The sequence below is a fragment of the Paractinoplanes rhizophilus genome, from assembly GCF_042664765.1.
GTDB classification, from domain to species: Bacteria; Actinomycetota; Actinomycetes; order Mycobacteriales; family Micromonosporaceae; genus Actinoplanes; species Actinoplanes rhizophilus.
In genome coordinates, this window is sequence record NZ_JBHTBJ010000028.1 from 1 (window position 1) to 16,947 (window position 16,947).

Here is a 16,947-nt window from a genome sequence, read left to right on the forward strand (position 1 = left end):
GCGCGGGGTGCGAGCGGCGCGGGGCAGCGCGGCGCGGTGCGAGCGGGGCGGGGCGGGGCGGGGCGGGGCGGGGCGGGGCGGGGCGGGGCGTGTGAGCGGCGGGCTGAGGCGTTGATGAGTTGCTGTGCCGGGCGGACCGGAAGTTATCAAGATCGCGGCAGCGCTGGGTGAGGCGCGCGGGCGGAGCGTGCGGGTGCGAGCGAGTGGCCGCCGACGACCCCGGGGCTGGGCCCGCGGAGTCGCCGGCGGGGCATCTATCGCGCCGACCGGGTGTGTGCGATCGAGTCGCGATACCAGAGGGCGCTCTGCTTGGGCGTACGCGTCTGGGTCCGGTAGTCGACGTGGACGATGCCGAAGCGCTTGGCGTAGCCCTCGGCCCACTCGAAGTTGTCCATCAGCGACCAGGCGAAATAGCCGCGCACGTCGGCACCCTGCGCCCGGGCCTCGGCCACCGCCGCGATGTGCGACGACAGATACGCCGTGCGCTCGTCATCGGCGACGTACCCGGAAGCGTCGGGGTTGTCGTCGAAGGCGGCGCCGTTCTCGGTCACGACGAGAGGCATACCCGGGTAGTCCCGGTGCAAGCGCACCAGCAACTGAGTGAATCGTGCCGGAGTGATGGGCCAGTCCATCGCCGTGCGCGGCGTGTCGGGGAGCACGGCCCGCACGACCGGCGCGCCGCTGCCGTCGTGGGTGTTGCCCGACTCGTCGGTGCCGGCGAAGTCCTGCCCGAAATAGAAGTTGACGCCCAGCACGTCGAACGGCTCGGAGATGATCGCGAGATCGCCGTCCCGCACCGGGAAGGCCGACCCGCGAGCGGCCAGATCCGCGACCATGTCCGCGGGATAGCGGCCGTGCCGCAGCGGATCGAGGTAGATCCGCAGGCCCATCCCGTCGGCTCGCCGGGCCGCCTCCCGGTCCTCGGGGCTGTCGGTGAGCGGGTCGGCCGTGCCCATGTTCAGCGTGATGCCGTACGTGTGCGGCCGCGTCTCGAGCGCCCGCATCCGCTGCGTGGCGAGCCCGTGCCCGAGCAGCAGGTGGTGCACGGCGTGGAGGGAGTCGTCGAAGTTCTGCCGGCCCGGCGCGTGCACCCCGACGTGATAGCCGAGCCAGGCGGAGCACCACGGCTCGTTCAGCGTCGTGAAGGTGGCCACCCGATCCTGCAGCTTGTCGAAGACGATCGCGGCGTAATCGGCGAACCGGTAGGCCGTGTCCCGGGCCGGCCACCCGCCGGCGTCCTCGAGCTCCTGCGGCAGATCCCAGTGGTACAGCGTCACCCACGGGTCGATCCCGTTGGCCAGCAGCTCGTCCACGAGCCGGTCGTAGAACGCGAGCCCGGCCGGGTTGGCCGGCCCGCGCCCGCCCGGCTGCACCCGCGGCCACGCGATCGAGAACCGGTACGAGTCCACGCCCAGCGACTTGATCAGCGCGACGTCCTGCGGCATCCGGTGGTAGTGGTCGCACGCCACGTCGCCGTTGTCGGCGTCGTGCACGGCGCCGGGCTTGCGGCAGAACGTGTCCCAGATGGACGGTGTGCGGCCGTCCTCGGTGGCGGCGCCCTCGATCTGATAGGCCGAGGTGGCGACGCCCCACTGGAACGTGGTCGGCAGGCCGGCGGCGAGCGGGACAGCGGTGGTGGTGGGGTTCATTTCTCTCCAGAGTGGGGGATGCCTTAGCCCGCGGCGGGGACCGGGGCCGGGTGCAGCCAGCACGCGACGGAACGGCCGGCGCCGTCCGGGGTGTCCGGGCGGCCCAGCACCGGGATGACGGTCGGACAGGGCTCGAAGGCCCGCGGGCAACGGGGATGGAACGAGCACCCGGTCGGCATGCCCGCGAGGTCCGGCGGTGACCCGGGGATGCCGGCGAGCTCGCGCCGGGGACCGCGCAGGGCCGGGAAAGACCCCAGAAGCCCTTTCGAGTACGGGTGCAGAGCGTCTCGGTAGATCGTGGCCGCCGGCGCCTCCTCGACGATCCGGCCGCCGTACATGATGGCGATCCGGTTGGAGAACTCGACCAGCAGCGACAGGTCGTGGGTGATGAAGATGACCGAGAAGCCGAGCCGCTCGCGCAGCTCGATCAGCTGCCCGAGGATCTGCCGCTGCATCACCACGTCCAGCGCGGTGGTCGGCTCGTCCATGATGACCACCCGCGGCTGCAGGATCAGCGCCATGCCGATCATCACCCGCTGCCGCATGCCGCCGGAGAGCTGGTGCGGGTAGGCGTCCATCCGGTCGGGCGAGATGCCGACGAGCTTGAGCATCTCGCGGGCCCGCGCGGTGCGGCTGTGCTCGCTCATCTTCGGCTCGTGGGCCCGCAGCACGTCGGTGAGCTGCGTCGAGATCTTGTGCACCGGGTTGAGCGAGTTCATCGCGCCCTGGAACACGATCGCCGTCTGGTCCCAGCGGTACTGCCGCAGCGCCCGGTCGCTCAGCGCGAGCACGTCGTAGGGCGTGCCCTCGGCGGGGTGGTAGACGACCTCGCCGCCGCTGATCACCCCGGGCGGCGCGAGCAGCCGGGTCATGCCGTAGGCCAGCGTCGATTTCCCCGACCCGCTCTCGCCGGCGAGCCCGAGGACCTCACCCTTGTGCAAGGTCAAGGTCACATCGCGTACGGCGTGCACCGCGCGATCGCCGAGTCCGTAGTCGACGTTGAGGTTGCGAATCTCCAGTACCGGTTCCACTACTTCGCCTCTCGTGCCACGGGGGTGGCGATCCGGGCCGGCTCCTCGACGACCGGCGCGCCGGACAGCACCGGGGTGAAGCCGATCCGCATGCGCACGGTCCGGCCCGAGGTCGTCCTGACCTTGGTCTTGCCGGCGCTGCGCAGCCGGGGGCTGACGAACTCGTCGATGCCGAAGTTGATCAGCGAGAGCGACATGCCGAGCAGCGCGATCGCCAGGCCAGCCGGCACGAACCACCACCAGGCGTCCTGGCCGAGCGCCTGCTGGCCCTGCGCCCAGAACAGGATCGTGCCCCAGTTCCAGCCGTTGTTGACCACGCCGATGAAGGCCAGGGTGATCTCGGAGAGCACCGCGAAGATGACCGTGCCGACGAAGCCCGACGCGATCACCGCGGTGAGGTTCGGCAGCAGCTCGAAGCCGATGATCCGCCAGGTGCGCTCGCCGGACGCCCGGGACGCCTCGACGAAGTCCCGCCGGCGCAGCGACAGCGTCTGCGCGCGCAGCACCCGGGCGTTCCACGACCAGCTGGTGAGTCCGATGATCACCGCGATCAGGGTGTCGCTGACGTTGTTCAGCGTCGAGGTGATGATGATCATCAGCGGCACGGCCGGGATGACCAGGATGACGTTGGTGAACACCGACAGCGTGTCGTCGGTCTTGCCGCCCAGGTAGCCGGCCGTGACCCCGATCAGCACGCTGAGCACGGTGGCGATGATGCCGGCCAGGAAGCCGACGTAGACCACGCTGCGCGCGCCGACCAGGATCTGGCTGAGGATGTCCTGGCCCAGGTGGGTGGTGCCGAACCAGTGCGCGGCCGAGGGGCCCTGCACCAGGTCGTTGCTGCGCGCGCTCGGGTCGTACGGCGCGATCCACGGGCCGATGATCGCGAGGAGCACGTAGACGCCCAGGATGATCAGTCCGGCCGCCGCCTTGCGGTTGCGGACGAAGCGGAACCGCTGCCGCCGGACCCGGGCCGGCTTCGCGCTCTCCGGCTGGGCCATCGAGCCCTGCCCCGGGATGACCTGCTCGATGCTGGAGGTGGGGATCGTCATCGCTCAGCCCTCCTTGCGGGTGCGCGGGTCGAGGAGCAGGTACGCGACGTCGGCCAGCAGGTTGGCGAGCAGCACCGCGATCGTGATGATCAGGAAGATGCCCTGCATGAGCGGGTAGTCCTTGGCCCCGACCGCCTGCAGCAGCGTGTAGCCGAGCCCCGGGTAGGAGAAGACGATCTCCACCAGCAGGGTGCCGCCGACGATGAAGCCGAGCGACAGCGCGAACCCGGAGATGCTCGGCAGCAGCGCGTTGCGGGCCGCGTAGGACAGCGCCACCCGTCGCTCGGGCAGGCCCTTGGCGTGCGCGACGGTGATGTAGTCCTCGGCGGCCACCGTCACCATCATGTTGCGCATGCCCAGGATCCAGCCGCTGACCGAGGAGATCAGGATGGTCAGCGCCGGCAGCAGGCTGTGCTGGATGGCGCTGGGGATGAAGTACTGGTCCCAGGCGGGCACCAGGCTCGAGTCGAAGCCGCCCGAGGACGGGAAGAAGCTGTCCGGCCCGGCGAGCAGGTAGATCGCGATGATGCCGAGCCAGAAGTACGGCACCGACGAGAAGAACGTGGTGACCGGCAACAGGCTGTCGGTCCAGGAGCCGCGCCGCCAGCCGGCCAGCACGCCCAGCCCGGTGCCGAGCGAGAAGCTGATGACGGTGGTGATGCCGACCAGCAGCACCGTCCACGGCAGGGCCTGGCCGATCACCTGCGAGACCGGCGCCGGGAAGAACGTGAACGACAGGCCCAGGTCGCCGTGGAAGAGCTGCTTCCAGTAGTCGACGTACTGGTCCCAGAGGCTCTGGTCCTTGTCCAGTCCGAACAGGACGTACAGCGACTGGATCGACTTGGTGCTCAGCTGCCCCTGGTACTTGGTGATCAGCGACTGCACCGGGTCGCCCGGGACGAGCCGGGGGATGAAGAAGTTCAGGGTGATCGCGGCCCAGAGCGTGAAGAGGTAGAACGCCATCCGCTGGAGGAAGTACCTCACTTGGCCACCTCGGCATTGTCGTAGAGCCAGCAGGCCGCCCAATGCCCGGGCCGGTCGCCGATCTCCACGCGGACCGGGAGGTCGGTCGAGCATCGCGGCATCGCGGCCGGGCAGCGGGGGTGGAAGCGGCACCCGGTCGGCGGATGAATCAGGCTCGGCGGCTCGCCGTTGCCCCTGTCCTCTTCCAAAGGATCGACGTCTCCGGTGAGCCGGTCCGGGTCCGGCGCCGAGTCGATCAGCAGCCGGGTGTACGGGTGCGCGGGCGTCTGGGTGACCGTCTCGCTGTCCCCGCCCTCGACCATCCGGCCCGCGTACATCACCAGGGTCTCGTCGGCGAAGTAGCGGGCCGACGCGATGTCGTGGGTGATGTAGAGAATCGCGAGGTTGAGGCGCTCCTTGAGGTCGCGCAACAGGTTCAGCACGCCGAGCCGGATCGACACGTCCAACATGGACACCGGCTCGTCGGCGAGCAGGGCCTCGGGCCGGGCGCCGAGCGCGCGGGCGATCGCCACCCGCTGGCGCTGGCCGCCGGAGAGCTCGTGCGGGAACTTGTCGAGATAGCGCTCGGGCGGCGTGAGGCTCACCCGGGTCAGCAGGTCGGCCAGCGCGGCGTCGAGGTCGCCACCGTCGTTGTGGTGGATCCGCAGCGCCCGGGTCAGGTGGTAGCGGATCGTGTGGATCGGGTTCAGCGAGGCGAACGGATCCTGGAAGATCATCTGCACCCGGCTGGCGTACGCGCGGAACGCGCGCCCGCCCTTGACCCGGGTCGACGCGCCGTGCAGCCGGATGTCGCCGCCGGTGCGGGGATAGAGCTGGGCCAGCAGACGGGCCACTGTGGACTTGCCCGAGCCCGACTCGCCGACGAGGGCGACCACTCTGCCGCGCCGCAGGGTCAGGTTCACGTCATCGACGGCGTGCACGGCATTGTGCGTCCTGGTGAACAGATCACGCAGTTTCCGGCGGACCGGGAAGTGCTTGGTAAGCCCGATCGCTTCCAGCACCACCTCATCAGCGCCACCACCGGCGCCTGGTCCTCCGGACGGCGCGGAGGACCCGGGCGAGGGGGAGGCCTTGGCGTCTTGAACCGACGTCATGCCACTTCCTTCGAAGATGGGGCGCCGCTCCCCCGGGACGGACCGGGGGAGCGGCGTGGTGCGATCAGGAGTTGGCGGGCTTGAGGTGCAGGACGACGTCGAGCGCGTACGGCTGGGTGGGCTGCATGCCCGCGTACGGGTCGGCGTCGCTCGGCCAGCCGATCCAGTTCTTGGTGCTGAACGCGCCGCCCACGTTGTCCGAGCCGACCGGCAGCATCGGGGCCTGCTCCACGAAGACCTTCTGCATCTGGTTCATCGCGGTGGTGCGCTCGGCGTCACTGGTGGCATTCGCGTACGCCTTGAGCGCCGCGGTGGCCTCCGGCGACTTGAACCGGCCGAAGTTGCCCTGCTGCGCGGCGGTGCCGATCGGCTTGAGCAGGTCGCCGTCCATGACCGTCTGGTAGATGTCGTACGGCGTGGCGCCGCCGTTGGTCCACCGCATCGTGGCCTGGAAGTCGCCCTTCTGGACGTTCTGGTCCCACTTGTCCTGGTTGGCCTTGTCGACCGTGGCCGCGATGCCGATCTCAGCCAGGTTGGTCTTGATGATCTCCAGGGTGGTCTGGTAATCGGACCACGGCGCCGGGTCGGTCAGGGTGATCTTGACCGGCTTGCCGGACGGGTCGGTCAGCGTGCTGCCGTTGAGCTTGTAGCCGGACTTCGTCAGGAGCGCCTTGGCGCCCGCCACGTCCGGGGTGAGCTTCTTGTCCTTGTACTCCGGCGCGATGAACGCGTCGCCGGCGCCGTTCGGCAGGCCGGTCACGCTGTCGATCTGCGGGTGGAAGTAGCCGGCCTCGGCCTGGGTGAAGATGTCCGCGCGGTTGATCACCATGTTCATGGCCTTGCGCAGGTTGGCGTCGTCGAACGGCTTGATCGTGGTGTTGATGTACAGGCCGTGGATGCCGAGCACGCCGGGCGCCCAGATCTTGTGGTTCTGCGGGTCCTTCGAGACGAAGGTGGCCTGGTAGTTCGGGATGAAGACGAAGCTCCACTCGGACTCGCCGTTGGCCAGCGCGGTGGTCTGCGCGCTGTTGTCCGCATAGGACACGTAGCGCAGCTCCTTGACCTTGGGCAGGTCCTGCCAGTACCCGCTGTCCCGGACGGTCAGCACGACGCCGGCCTGGGTGAACGACTTGAGCGTGTACGGGCCGGAGCCGATCGGGTTCTTGTTGATGTCGGTCGCCGGATCCGACATCTTCTCCCAGATGTGCTTCGGCACGATCGGGGTGCTCGCCATGATCTTGTTCTGGTTCACGAACTGCGGCGACTTGAAGGTCAGGTGCACGACGTTGCCGTTGACCGCGATCTGGTCGAACGGGATCGCGTTGGCGTTCAGCGCCTCGTTGGTCTTGAGCAGCGTGAACGTGTACGCGACGTCGTCGGCGGTCAGCTTCTGCCCGTCCGACCAGGTGGCGTTGTCCCGCACGGTGACGTCCACCGACTTGTAGTCGGCCGCCCACTTCACCTCGCTGGCCAGCCACGGCTTGGCCGGGTCGGCCGGCTTGACCGGATTCCACATGGTCAGCGGCTCGTAGATCATCCACTTGTAGCCGAGCGCGTTGGCCGAGGAGGTGCCGGCGAACGGGTTGTGGTTCTCGGTCTGCGTGCCGTTCGGCATGCCGATCCGCAGGTAGTCGACCGACGCCTTGCTCGCGTCCTTGTTGGCGTTGGGCGAGTCACCGCACGCGGCGAGACCGCCGGTGGCGAGCACGCCCGCCACGGCGACCGCGAACAGTTTCCTTCTCTGCATCGCAAATGCTCCTCTGGAATGGGTGAAGAGGGGTGCCCGAGGGCGTGCGGGATCGCGGAACCGGCCGGCTGCCGGCTCCGTGAGCTCGCGGTGTGTTTCGATGACCGGTCGCCGGGGCGCGGCGACGGATCGGTTATCGGGTCAGGTCGCCGGGGCGCGGCGATGGATCGGTTGTCGGGTCGGGCCGCCGGGCCGCGGCGGCGAGTCGGTTTATCGGGTCGGGTCGCCGGGGCGCGGCGACCCAGTCAGGCGACTGTGGAGCCGCGGGTCACGAAGGTGGTGGGGATGACGGTCGGCGTGCTGGGCAGGGGTGTGCCCTCGAAGTGGGCGAGCAGCGTGCGTGCCGCCGCCTCGCCCATCTCGCGCAGCGGTTGGTGCACTGTGGACAGCGGCGGCTGGGTGTGCGCCGCGGTCGGGATGTCGTCGAAGCCGACCACCGCCACGTCCTGCGGGGTGTGGCGGCCGCTGTCGAGCAGCGCCTGCATCGCGCCGAGCGCGGAGAGGTCGTTGTGGGCGAAGACCGAGTCGAACTCGACGCCGGCGGCGAGCGCGGTGGTGACGGCGCCGGCGCCGCAGGCGACCGTGAAGTCGCCGAGTGAGACCCGCTCGGGCGGGATCGCGAGCCCGGCCTCGGCGAAGACGGCCGCGAAGCCGGCGGTGCGCTGGACGGTGCAGCCGAAGCGCTCCGGGCCGGTGATGACCAGCGGCTTGCGGCGGCCGATCCGCAGCAGGTGGCGCGCGGCCGAGCCGGCGCCGTCGTGGTTGGTGGTGCTGACGCTGGGGATGTCGCCCGAGTTCTGGTCGCGGTCGTCGATGAGCACCACCGCGAGGCCGCGGCGGTGCAGCGTGTAGATGTAGTCGAGGGTGCCCTCGGGCTCGATGACCAGCAGGCCGTCGAACGACTTGGCGGACACCTGCGCCCCGAACTGGCGCATCGACTCCTCGCCGCGGTTGCAGGTGAACAGCAGCAGGCCGTACCGCTCGGTCTCCAGCACGTCGACCGCGCCCTGGATCACCTCGCCGATCCACGGCCAGGTCAGCGACGGCACCAGCATGCCCACCACCCGGGTGCGGCCGCGGGCCAGCCCGACGGCGCGGGAGCTGGGCACGTAGCCGAGCTCCTCGATCACCGCCCGCACCCGCGCGGCGGTCGACTCGTCGAGCTCACCCTTGCCGTTCAGCACCCGGGAGACGGTCGTCTTGCTGACCTTCGCCCGGGCCGCCACATCGGCGATGGTGATCGGCACTGGTCCTCCTGTCCGGTGCAAACCCGCGACTCCCCGCCGCCGCCCATCGCATTTCCGCGATGGGAGCGTGTCCATTCCCGAAGGGTGCGGAACCGGTTTCGGGACCGGTTCCGGCAGTTAACGACAGTGGCCCGGGTCACGTCAATGAGAAGCAAACTTTATTTGTGTATCGCTACGGTAACCTCGCCGAAACCGACCGGAAAAATCCGGATTTAGACGGGTGCCGGGAGGGCCAGATGTGGCAGCACGATGCCCAATGGGGCATCGATGAAGAGACTTGCGTACGGCTCCCCGCGGGTCACGCCGCGATTGACGATCGCCACCCGGATGCCGTGCTTCACCGCCCGCAGCACGAACCGCCGGCCCGACATCACGGTCAGCGAGGAACCGAGAACCAGCAGCGTGCGGGCGTTCTCGACCAGCTCGAAGCTGCGCCGCACGCGCGCGGCCGGCACCGTCTCGCCGAAGTAGACGACGTCCGGCTTGAGCAGTCCGCCGCAGCCGAGGCAATCCACCACGGTGAATCCGTCCAGCGAATTCTCGGCCAGCTCGGCGTCGCCGTCGGCGTTGAACGCGATCGCCACTCCCGCGAAGGCCGGATTGACCGCGTCCAGCCGGCTGCCCATCTCTTCCCGCGGGCTCAGCGCGCCGCAGCCGAGACAGGTGATCCGGGCGAGGTTGCCGTGCAACTCGATCACCTCGCGGGCGCCGGCCGCCTGGTGCAGGCCGTCCACGTTCTGCGTGATGATCCCGTCGAGCAGGCCCCGCTCCTGCAGCCGCGCCACGGCCCGGTGGCCGTCGTTGGGCTCGGCCTGGCCGATGGTGCGCCAGCCGAGGTGGCTGCGCGCCCAGTAGCGCCGCCGGGCGACCGGGTCGCGGGTGAACGTCTGGTAGGTCATCGGCGTCGACCGCCGGGCCGACCCCGACGGGCCGCGGTAATCGGGGATGCCCGACTCCGTCGACAGCCCGGCGCCGCTGAGCACCACCACGCCACCCTCGGCGATCCACTCGCCGAGGGTGGCCACCTGCTCCACCACCTGAAGGTCCACGCACCCATAATCCCTCGCCAGATGGACCGGGTCACACGCCCGTGACCTCGGGGAGCCGTGCACGTTGCACACCAATTCGGTAGGTTGTTCCCGTGGCAGCTGTGGCGCATGTGCTCCGCGGTCACTCGGCGCCGAGCTGGTGGCGCAGTGACTGGGACGCTCGGCGCCTGCTCCGCTTCTTCGCCGGCCTAGCCATGCTGGCGCTGGCCTTCGCCGGTCCGGTCGCGGCGCCCGAGTCCGCCGCGCCGTCACCGGCGGTCATCACCACGGCGACCGCCGAGACGTCGGTCACGGTGAGTGATTCGGCGTCCGCGCTTTCTCCGGTACGCGTCGTGGCTGTGCCCGGCTCGCCCGAGCCGGCCGCCGTGATCGTCGTGTCCGCGGCCCTGACGGTCGTGCTCGCCGGCGCCGCCCTCCGGGTCCGCGGTCAGCGGGCCCCGCCCACGGCCTGATTCCGTCCCGCGCACCGCGACCGCCCGCCGCCGCAGAGCCGGGCCGCGCGGCTGCGTCAGGAGTCACCCCGTCCGCCCGTACGGAAAAAGGTCCTTGGGTTTTTCAGTCTTTGGGTTGTGAGGTGCATCGTGGAAACCGCTCTGGACAGTTTTCTCGTCTCCGTCCCGCAGGCCGCCGCGCTCTGGGTGCTCATGCTGCTCGGCGTCTTCCTCCTGGCCGGCCTGCTCGCCCGCCGCACCCGCCCGTTGCCCGAACCGGTCGACGACCCCGCCGCCGACGCCCGCCGCTACGCCGGCGAGGTCGCCGTGGCCGCCGAGCGCGCCGCCGCCACGGCCGAGCGATGCCGATCGGCGTGGCGCGAGGCGCAGCGCGAGCTCGACGCGGCCTGGCTGGCGTTCGACGCGGCCGACCGGATCGCCCGCGAGGCGGCCAAGGCCTGCGCCTACCCGCTGATGAGCCGGCGCCGCAAGCCCGGCGAGAACGCGGAGCGTCAGCGTTACCTGCATCACGCGGCGAGCGCCGCCGCCCGCAACCGGCAGATCTCCATCGCCCAGCTGAACGACATCTACGCCCACCGCGGCTGGAATCCGCGGCTGCATCCGGTGGTGCAGGAGTCGGCGCTGCGGCAGGCGATGCGCGATCACCGCTGGGCGGAGTACCAGCAGGCCCTGCGGCACGAGCGGGCCGCCTGGGAGCAGGCGGAGTTCGCCGCCGAGGCGTTGCGCAGCCTGCGGCTCGAGGCCGCGGCCGCGGTCGCGCGCGTGGGCGCCGGGCAGCCGGTCTCCGGTGACCAATGGTGGGCCGACTCGTGGACCACGGCCGAGCTTCCGGCGGCCGCCTGAGGTCGTGAGTGGAGGCGGTCGCGTTACTCCGCGAGTGTCATACCGGGCAGGTACGGTAACCGCACGGGACGACCGCCGCAGAGATCGTTAGGGGGCCGGCGTGACGCAGACTCCGGCGGGTGCCTCCCCGCCCGCGGTCCGGATGCACCGCGCCGCGGTGGTGGAGGACGCGCTGCACGAGATCGTCGAGCGCCGGCTGCGCCAGCGCGGCTGGCGGCCGGTGATCACGGCGTACACGGGGTATGGCGCGCCCGGCTGGGCCCGGGTGATGGCCCGCGTCGTGCTCACCCGCGGCGCCACCTCGCACAAGAGGCTGGAAAAGGTCCGCGGCTGGCGCAGCTTCATGAGCTCGCCGGTCAGCAACACGATCGTCCGCATCCAGATCGGCGACACGGTCACCGAGACCCGCACCGACCGCAGCGGGTACGTCGACTGCCGGGTCAAGGGCGACCTCGAGCCCGGCTGGGCCAAGGCGCGGCTGAGCACCGACGGCGCCCAGCCGGCCGACGCGCCGATCCGCGTGGTCGACCCGGCCTGCCGGTTCGGCCTCATCTCCGACATCGACGACACGGTCATGGTCACCGCGCTGCCCCGCCCGCTGCTCGCGGCGTGGAACACGTTCGTCCTCGACGAGCACGCCCGGATGGCCGTGCCCGGCATGGCGGTCCTCTACGAGCGGCTGATCACGGCGAACGCGGGCGCACCGGTGTTCTACCTGTCCACCGGCGCGTGGAACGTGGCGCCCACGCTGACCCGCTTCCTCTCCCGCCACCTCTATCCGGCCGGCCCCCTGCTGCTCACCGACTGGGGGCCGACGCCGGATCGCTGGTTCCGCAGCGGCCAGGAGCACAAGCGCAGCACGCTGCGCCGGCTGGCCACCGAGTTCCCGCAGATCAGGTGGCTGCTCATCGGCGACGACGGCCAGCACGACCAGGAGATCTACTCCGAGTTCGCGCACGCCCACCCCGACAACGTGGCGGCCGTGGCGATCCGCCGGCTGTCGCCCACCCAGTCGGTGCTGGCCGGCGCCATCCCCGGCCCGGCGGGCACGGCCGAGGCGGTCGGCTCCGGCGGCAAGACATGGTTCTCCGCGCCCGACGGGGCCGGCCTGTGGTCGCTACTCCGCGATACTGATGTCGTCTGAAGTTCTCTCCGCCTCGGTGACCCGCTGGTGCAGCCGGTCACGCACCTCGTCCGGGGTGTACGCGCGACGCTTGCGCTCGCTCCGGGCCACCACGACCCCGGTGGCCGCGACTCCCGCCAATCCCGCCAAGCCCACTACTTTCCACCAACGCATCACCCGAGGATAGACACGTGGACGCCGCTCTCAGTCTCGATCAGGCCCTCGACCTGACGCGCACCGGTGACATCTGGATCTTCCGCGGCCGCTCCGGCCCCGACCGGGCGATCCAGACGCTGACCAACAGCCCGGTCAACCACGTCGGCATGTCCCTGGTCATCGAGGACATGCCGCCGCTGATGTGGCACGCCGAGCTGGGCAAGTCGCTGCCCGACCTGTGGTCCGGCACGTTCCAGCGCGGCGTCCAGCTGCACGACCTCCGCGACGCGGTCACGGTCTGGGCGCACCGGTACGGCCAGCGCGGCTGGCTGCGCCAGCTCGAGCCCGGCGTGACCCGGTCCATGGAGGACAAGGCGCTCAAGACGGTCGCGCGGCTGGACGGCACGCCGTTCCCGTCCTCGGCGCAGCTGGCGTGGCGGTGGGTGCGGGGCCGGGTGCCACAGGTCCGACCGCGCAAGTGGGGGCACGGGCCATCGTCGTCCCCGTCCTCCTCCGACGCCGGGCTCGAGACCGCGTATTGCGCCGAGGTCGTCGCGGTCACGTACGAGGACATGGGGCTGCTGCCCCGCGGCCGCCAGCCGAACTGGTACGACCCCGGCCGGTTCTGGAGCGGCGACGAGCTGTCCCTGTGCGACGGGTTCGCCCTGGGCGACGAGATCGAGGTCGACGTGCCGGCGTGATCGCGCGGGCCGCGCGTGTCGAAAAAGGCGCGATGGCTCCGTCCCACCGAGGGAGCCGGTCACCGTGGCCGGTCCGCACCGAGGAGGCTCAGCATGGCGATCCGCCGCATGGATAACGTTCTCATCGTCGTCGAGGACATCGACGCGGTCATCGCGTTCTTCGTCGAGCTCGGCATGGAGCTCGAGGGCAAGGGACCGGTCGAGGGTCGCTGGGTGGAGCGGATCATCGGCGTCGACGACGTGCGGCAGGACGTGGCCATGCTGCGGGTCCCCGGCGGTCCCGGAAAGATCGAGCTGGCGAAGTTCCACGCGCCGAAGGCGATCCGCTCGGAGCCGGCCGACGCGCCGGCCAACACGCTGGGCATCCGGCGCGTGATGTTCGCGGTCGACGACATCGACGACGTCATCGCCCGGCTGCGCACGCACGGCGCCGAGCTGGTCGGCACGGTGGAGCGGTTCGAGAACATCTTCCGGCTCTGCTACGTCCGCGGGCCCGAGGGCATCGTCGTGGGGCTCGCCGAAGAGCTCACCTGAGACGGACAGTGTATGGACAATCCCGCCCGGGCGGACCAGCGTGGTTGTCCATGGATGGGGGCTTGGTGGGCCGGGTCGCCGAGGTGGCGGCGCTCGACGAGCTGCGGGCCGCCGCGGCGCGCGGCTCCGGCTCGGTGGCGCTGCTGACCGGGGAGGCCGGCGTCGGCAAGACGGCCGTGGTCGAGGAGGCGGTCGCCCGGGCCACCGGCATGACCGTGCTGACCGGCCGCGCCTCGCCGGACGAGGGCGCGCCCGCCTTCTGGCCCTGGCTGCGGCTCCTGGAGTCCGATGTGGACGGGCTGACGCCGTCGCTGCTCGCGCTGGCCGACGCGGGGGAGGCGGCCGCCCGTGCGCGGTTCCGCGCGATCGGCGACGTGGTGCGGGCCCTGCGGTCGGCGGCCACCCGGGCGCCGCTGCTGCTCGTGCTGGAGGACCTGCACTGGGCCGACCCGTCCTCGCTGGCGTTGCTCTCGGCGCTGGCGCGGGAGCTGTCCGGCAGCCGGATCCTGGTGCTCGCGACGTCCCGTACCGGCCTCGACCTTCCCGACGCCACCGTGCTGCCGCTGGGCCCGTGGGACGTCGCGGCGGTGGCAACGTACCTGGATCGCCTCGCCGGCCCACCCGTGCACGGCACCTGGGCGCCGGTCGTGCATCGGCTCGGCGGCGGGAACCCGCTCTACACCCGCGAGCTGGGCCGGCTGCTGGTGCGCGAGGGCCGTCTCACCGGCCCGGCCGGCGACATCGACCTGCCGGAGGGGCTGCGGTTGCTGGTGGCCCGCCGCACCGCCCAGCTGAGCCCGGCCTGCCGCGAGCTTCTCGGCGTGGCCGCAGCGCTCGGCGCCGAGATCGACACGGCGGTCGTTTCCGGCCCGGCGATCGTTTCCAGCCCGGCGATCGTTTCCGGCCCGGCCATCGCCGAGGCGGTCGAGGCGGGCGTGCTGGTCGACGACCCGTGGGCGCCGAGCCGGCTGCGGTTCGCGCACGAGCTCGTGCGGCAGGCCTGCTACGCCGGGCTGAGCCGGGACGACCGCATCGCGATCCACGCGCGCCTCGCGGATGCCCTCACCGCGTCCGGCGCCGGGCCGTTCGAGATCGCGCGGCATCGGGTACGCGCGGCCGCCGGCCCGGCGTCGCGCCGGAGCGCCGCCGAGGCGTGCGTGGCCGCGGCCCGGCACGCGACCGCCACCCTCGACCACGGCGAGGCGGTGCGCTGGCTGACCCGGGCGCTGGAGCACGAGCCGTCGGCGTCGTTGCGGCTCGAGCGGGCCGGCGCCGCGTACCGGGACGGGCAGCTCGATCTCGCGGTGGCCGACGGCGAGGCGATCCTCGACGAGGTGGGCGCGCCGGCCGCGCTGGTGATCCGCGGGCTGGGCGGACTGGGCGGGTCGCTCGCGCCGCGCCTGGTGCGGCTGTGCGAGCGGGCCCTGGCGCTTGACCTCGACGAGGCCGGCCGCGCCCAGGTCCTCGCCCAGTACGCGTTCCTGATCGCCGAGATGCACGACGGGCCCCGGGCCGAGCCGATCAGCCGCGCGGCGATGGCGCTGGCCGAGCGGTCCGGCCACCCGGGCGCGCTGGTGGCCGCGATCCACGCCCGGCACGAGGTGATCGACCCGATCCGCGACGTCGGCGAGGTGCTCGAGCTGGCCCGCCGAGGGGTCGAGCTGGCCGGCCCGGGCGGGCGGCCGGACGCCGAGCTCTGGAGCCGTACGTGGCGGCTGGACGCGTGGCTGTGCGTGGGCGACCTGGCCGAGTACGACGCCGAGTGCGCCCGGCTGGCCGAGCTGGTCGACCGGCTGGGCTGGCCGGTTGCCCGCTGGCACCTGCTGCGCGCCCGGGCGGTGCGCCAGCAGCTGGCCGGCCGGTTCGCCGAGGCCGCCGCCATCGCGACCGAGGCCCGCGACCTCGCGGCCCGTGCCCAGGACATGTCGGCCGGGCTGCTGCTGACCGCCTTCCAGGGCGGCTTGTCGCTGCTCACCGGGGAAAATCGGCACTGGCCCGAGGATCTGGCCGCGGTCAGCGCGCGGTTCCCGGGCGTGCCGATCGGGGTGGCCCAGCTCGGCCGCGTCGCCATGGAGATGGGCGACCGCGCCCTGGCCGCCGAGAAGGTCACCGAGCTGCGCGGTCTGCTGCCGCGGCTGCCGGTGGACGGCCGGCGCCCGTTCATCGTGATCACCGCGGGGGAGGTGGCCGCCTGGGTGGGTGACGTCGATCTGGCCGCGGAGTGCTACCGGCTGGCGTTGCCGTATGCCGGGCGTCATCTCAATTCGATGACCGCCTGCTACGGCGCGGTCGACCGGCCGCTCGGCGTGATCGCCGCTGCCGTCGGCGCGCCCGATGCCTTGCGGCATCTGGCCGACGCGGTCGAGATGGAGCAGCGGTTGGGTTCGGCGCCGTTCGTGGCGCTCTCCCAGCTCGCGTACGCCCGATCGCTGCGCGCCACCGATCACCGCCGGGCCCGCGCCCTGGCCGGCCGGGCCCTCGCCACCGCCCGCCGCCTGGGCATGCCCAAGGTCGCCGCGGAGGCCGCCGAGCTGGCCGGCGACGACCTGCTCACCGCCCGGGAGCGGGAGATCGCCGGGCTGGTCGCGGCCGGCCTGTCCAACAAGGCGATCGCGCAGCGCCTGGTCCTGTCCGAGCGCACCGTCGAGTCGCACGTCCGGAACATCCTCGGAAAGCTCTCGCTCACCGGCCGGGCCGAGTTACGGGGCTCTTCTCAGTACCAGCACTGAGGTTCGCGCTCCCGGGAAGCCCGAGGCTCGGGGGCATGACGACGAACCTGAGCACCGACCTGCGGCCCGGCACCTACACCATCGACCTGGCCCGCTCCACCTGCACGCTGACGGCCGCGCACGCGTTCGGCCTCAAGCCGGTCACCGCGACCATGGCCATCCGCGCCGGCACCGTCACCATCGGGGCCGACCCGCTGCGCTCCAGCGCGTCGGCGCAGATCGACGCCGCCTCGTTCCGCAGCGACGACCCCAAGCGCGACCGGGACATCCGCGGCAAGCGGTTCCTCGCCGCGGACGACCACCCGGTCATCTCCTTCCGCAGCACGGGATGCGGGCGAAGCGGCGGCGCCTGGCAGTTGACCGGCGTGCTGTCGGTGCGCGGGACCGACAGCGAACTGGTCCTGACCATCGACACCGTAGAGCCGACCGCCGACGGCTACCGCTGCGTCGCCCGGTGCACCCTCGACCGGGTGACCGCCGGCGTGCGGGCGGGCCGGGGCATTGTCGCCCGGCCCGTCCACCTCGAGCTCGACATCCACGCGGTCGGGTGAGCCAC

15 protein-coding genes are annotated in these 16,947 nt (G+C 71.6%); 7 read left to right on the forward strand and 8 right to left on the reverse strand.

Features of this window, described 5'->3' with window-relative positions:
* Positions 1–254: 254 nt before the first annotated feature.
* The 8 genes from ACFQS1_RS28755 to ACFQS1_RS28790 form a co-directional block, all read right to left on the reverse strand.
* Positions 255–1,649 carry a GH1 family beta-glucosidase gene (locus ACFQS1_RS28755; RefSeq protein WP_378974300.1) on the reverse strand — a complete coding sequence of 465 codons (1,395 nt, stop codon included), beginning with the start codon at positions 1,647–1,649 and terminating at the stop codon, positions 255–257.
* A 23-nt stretch (positions 1,650–1,672) separates the two neighbouring features.
* On the reverse strand, positions 1,673–2,680 hold the full coding sequence (locus tag ACFQS1_RS28760) for an ABC transporter ATP-binding protein (RefSeq protein WP_378974302.1): 1,008 nt from the start codon (positions 2,678–2,680) through the stop codon (positions 1,673–1,675).
* A complete protein-coding gene (locus ACFQS1_RS28765; RefSeq protein WP_378974305.1) occupies positions 2,680–3,732 on the reverse strand; it encodes an ABC transporter permease in 1,053 nt (350 codons plus the stop codon). The genes ACFQS1_RS28760 and ACFQS1_RS28765 overlap by 1 nt, the downstream gene beginning before the upstream one ends.
* Positions 3,733–3,735: 3 nt before the next feature.
* Entirely contained in the window at positions 3,736–4,716 is a 981-nt protein-coding gene (locus ACFQS1_RS28770; RefSeq protein ID WP_378974307.1) for an ABC transporter permease, read from the reverse strand.
* Entirely contained in the window at positions 4,713–5,810 is a 1,098-nt protein-coding gene (locus ACFQS1_RS28775) for an ABC transporter ATP-binding protein (protein WP_378974310.1), read from the reverse strand. Before ACFQS1_RS28775 ends, ACFQS1_RS28770 begins: the two co-directional genes overlap by 4 nt.
* Before the next feature lie 64 nt (positions 5,811–5,874).
* Positions 5,875–7,557 carry an ABC transporter substrate-binding protein gene (locus ACFQS1_RS28780; RefSeq protein ID WP_378974312.1) on the reverse strand — a complete coding sequence of 561 codons (1,683 nt, stop codon included), beginning with the start codon at positions 7,555–7,557 and terminating at the stop codon, positions 5,875–5,877.
* 245 nt (positions 7,558–7,802) lie between these two features.
* On the reverse strand, positions 7,803–8,804 hold the full coding sequence (locus ACFQS1_RS28785; RefSeq protein WP_378974315.1) for a LacI family DNA-binding transcriptional regulator: 1,002 nt from the start codon (positions 8,802–8,804) through the stop codon (positions 7,803–7,805).
* Positions 8,805–9,016: 212 nt separating this feature from the next.
* Positions 9,017–9,853 (reverse strand): NAD-dependent protein deacetylase, encoded by an 837-nt coding sequence (locus tag ACFQS1_RS28790; RefSeq protein ID WP_378974317.1) that lies wholly within the window; start codon positions 9,851–9,853, stop codon positions 9,017–9,019.
* 92 nt (positions 9,854–9,945) lie between these two features.
* Here ACFQS1_RS28790 and ACFQS1_RS28795 point away from each other — a divergent pair, with 92 nt between their 5' ends.
* The 7 genes from ACFQS1_RS28795 to ACFQS1_RS28825 all read left to right on the forward strand — a co-directional run bounded on the left by ACFQS1_RS28795 (position 9,946) and on the right by ACFQS1_RS28825 (position 16,942).
* Positions 9,946–10,305 carry a hypothetical protein gene (locus ACFQS1_RS28795; protein ID WP_378974320.1) on the forward strand — a complete coding sequence of 120 codons (360 nt, stop codon included), beginning with the start codon at positions 9,946–9,948 and terminating at the stop codon, positions 10,303–10,305.
* 129 nt (positions 10,306–10,434) lie between these two features.
* Positions 10,435–11,148 (forward strand): hypothetical protein, encoded by a 714-nt coding sequence (locus ACFQS1_RS28800; protein WP_378974323.1) that lies wholly within the window; start codon positions 10,435–10,437, stop codon positions 11,146–11,148.
* A 142-nt stretch (positions 11,149–11,290) separates the two neighbouring features.
* Complete coding sequence (locus tag ACFQS1_RS28805) at positions 11,291–12,292, forward strand: App1 family protein (RefSeq protein ID WP_378974524.1); 1,002 nt, start codon at positions 11,291–11,293, stop codon at positions 12,290–12,292.
* A gap of 170 nt (positions 12,293–12,462) precedes the next feature.
* Positions 12,463–13,128, forward strand: a complete 666-nt coding sequence (locus ACFQS1_RS28810; protein ID WP_378974325.1) for a hypothetical protein — start codon at positions 12,463–12,465, stop codon at positions 13,126–13,128.
* A gap of 108 nt (positions 13,129–13,236) precedes the next feature.
* A complete protein-coding gene (locus ACFQS1_RS28815) occupies positions 13,237–13,662 on the forward strand; it encodes a VOC family protein (protein ID WP_465263224.1) in 426 nt (141 codons plus the stop codon).
* 50 nt (positions 13,663–13,712) lie between these two features.
* Positions 13,713–16,391, forward strand: a complete 2,679-nt coding sequence (locus ACFQS1_RS28820) for a helix-turn-helix transcriptional regulator (protein WP_378974330.1) — start codon at positions 13,713–13,715, stop codon at positions 16,389–16,391.
* Positions 16,392–16,426: 35 nt separating this feature from the next.
* Positions 16,427–16,942 (forward strand): YceI family protein, encoded by a 516-nt coding sequence (locus ACFQS1_RS28825; RefSeq protein ID WP_378974332.1) that lies wholly within the window; start codon positions 16,427–16,429, stop codon positions 16,940–16,942.
* The last annotated feature ends 5 nt before the right edge of the window (positions 16,943–16,947 follow it).

Coding starts and splice junctions, on each gene's coding strand:
- ACFQS1_RS28780 (WP_378974312.1), bottom strand. CDS start 7,557: ATGCAGAGAAGGAAACTGTTCGCGGTCGCCGTGGCGGGCGTGCTCGCC.
- ACFQS1_RS28815 (WP_465263224.1), top strand. CDS start 13,237: ATGGATAACGTTCTCATCGTCGTCGAGGACATCGACGCGGTCATCGCG.
- ACFQS1_RS28805 (WP_378974524.1), top strand. CDS start 11,291: ATGCACCGCGCCGCGGTGGTGGAGGACGCGCTGCACGAGATCGTCGAG.
- ACFQS1_RS28755 (WP_378974300.1), bottom strand. CDS start 1,649: ATGAACCCCACCACCACCGCTGTCCCGCTCGCCGCCGGCCTGCCGACC.
- ACFQS1_RS28775 (WP_378974310.1), bottom strand. CDS start 5,810: ATGACGTCGGTTCAAGACGCCAAGGCCTCCCCCTCGCCCGGGTCCTCC.
- ACFQS1_RS28825 (WP_378974332.1), top strand. CDS start 16,427: ATGACGACGAACCTGAGCACCGACCTGCGGCCCGGCACCTACACCATC.
- ACFQS1_RS28765 (WP_378974305.1), bottom strand. CDS start 3,732: ATGACGATCCCCACCTCCAGCATCGAGCAGGTCATCCCGGGGCAGGGC.
- ACFQS1_RS28820 (WP_378974330.1), top strand. CDS start 13,713: ATGGATGGGGGCTTGGTGGGCCGGGTCGCCGAGGTGGCGGCGCTCGAC.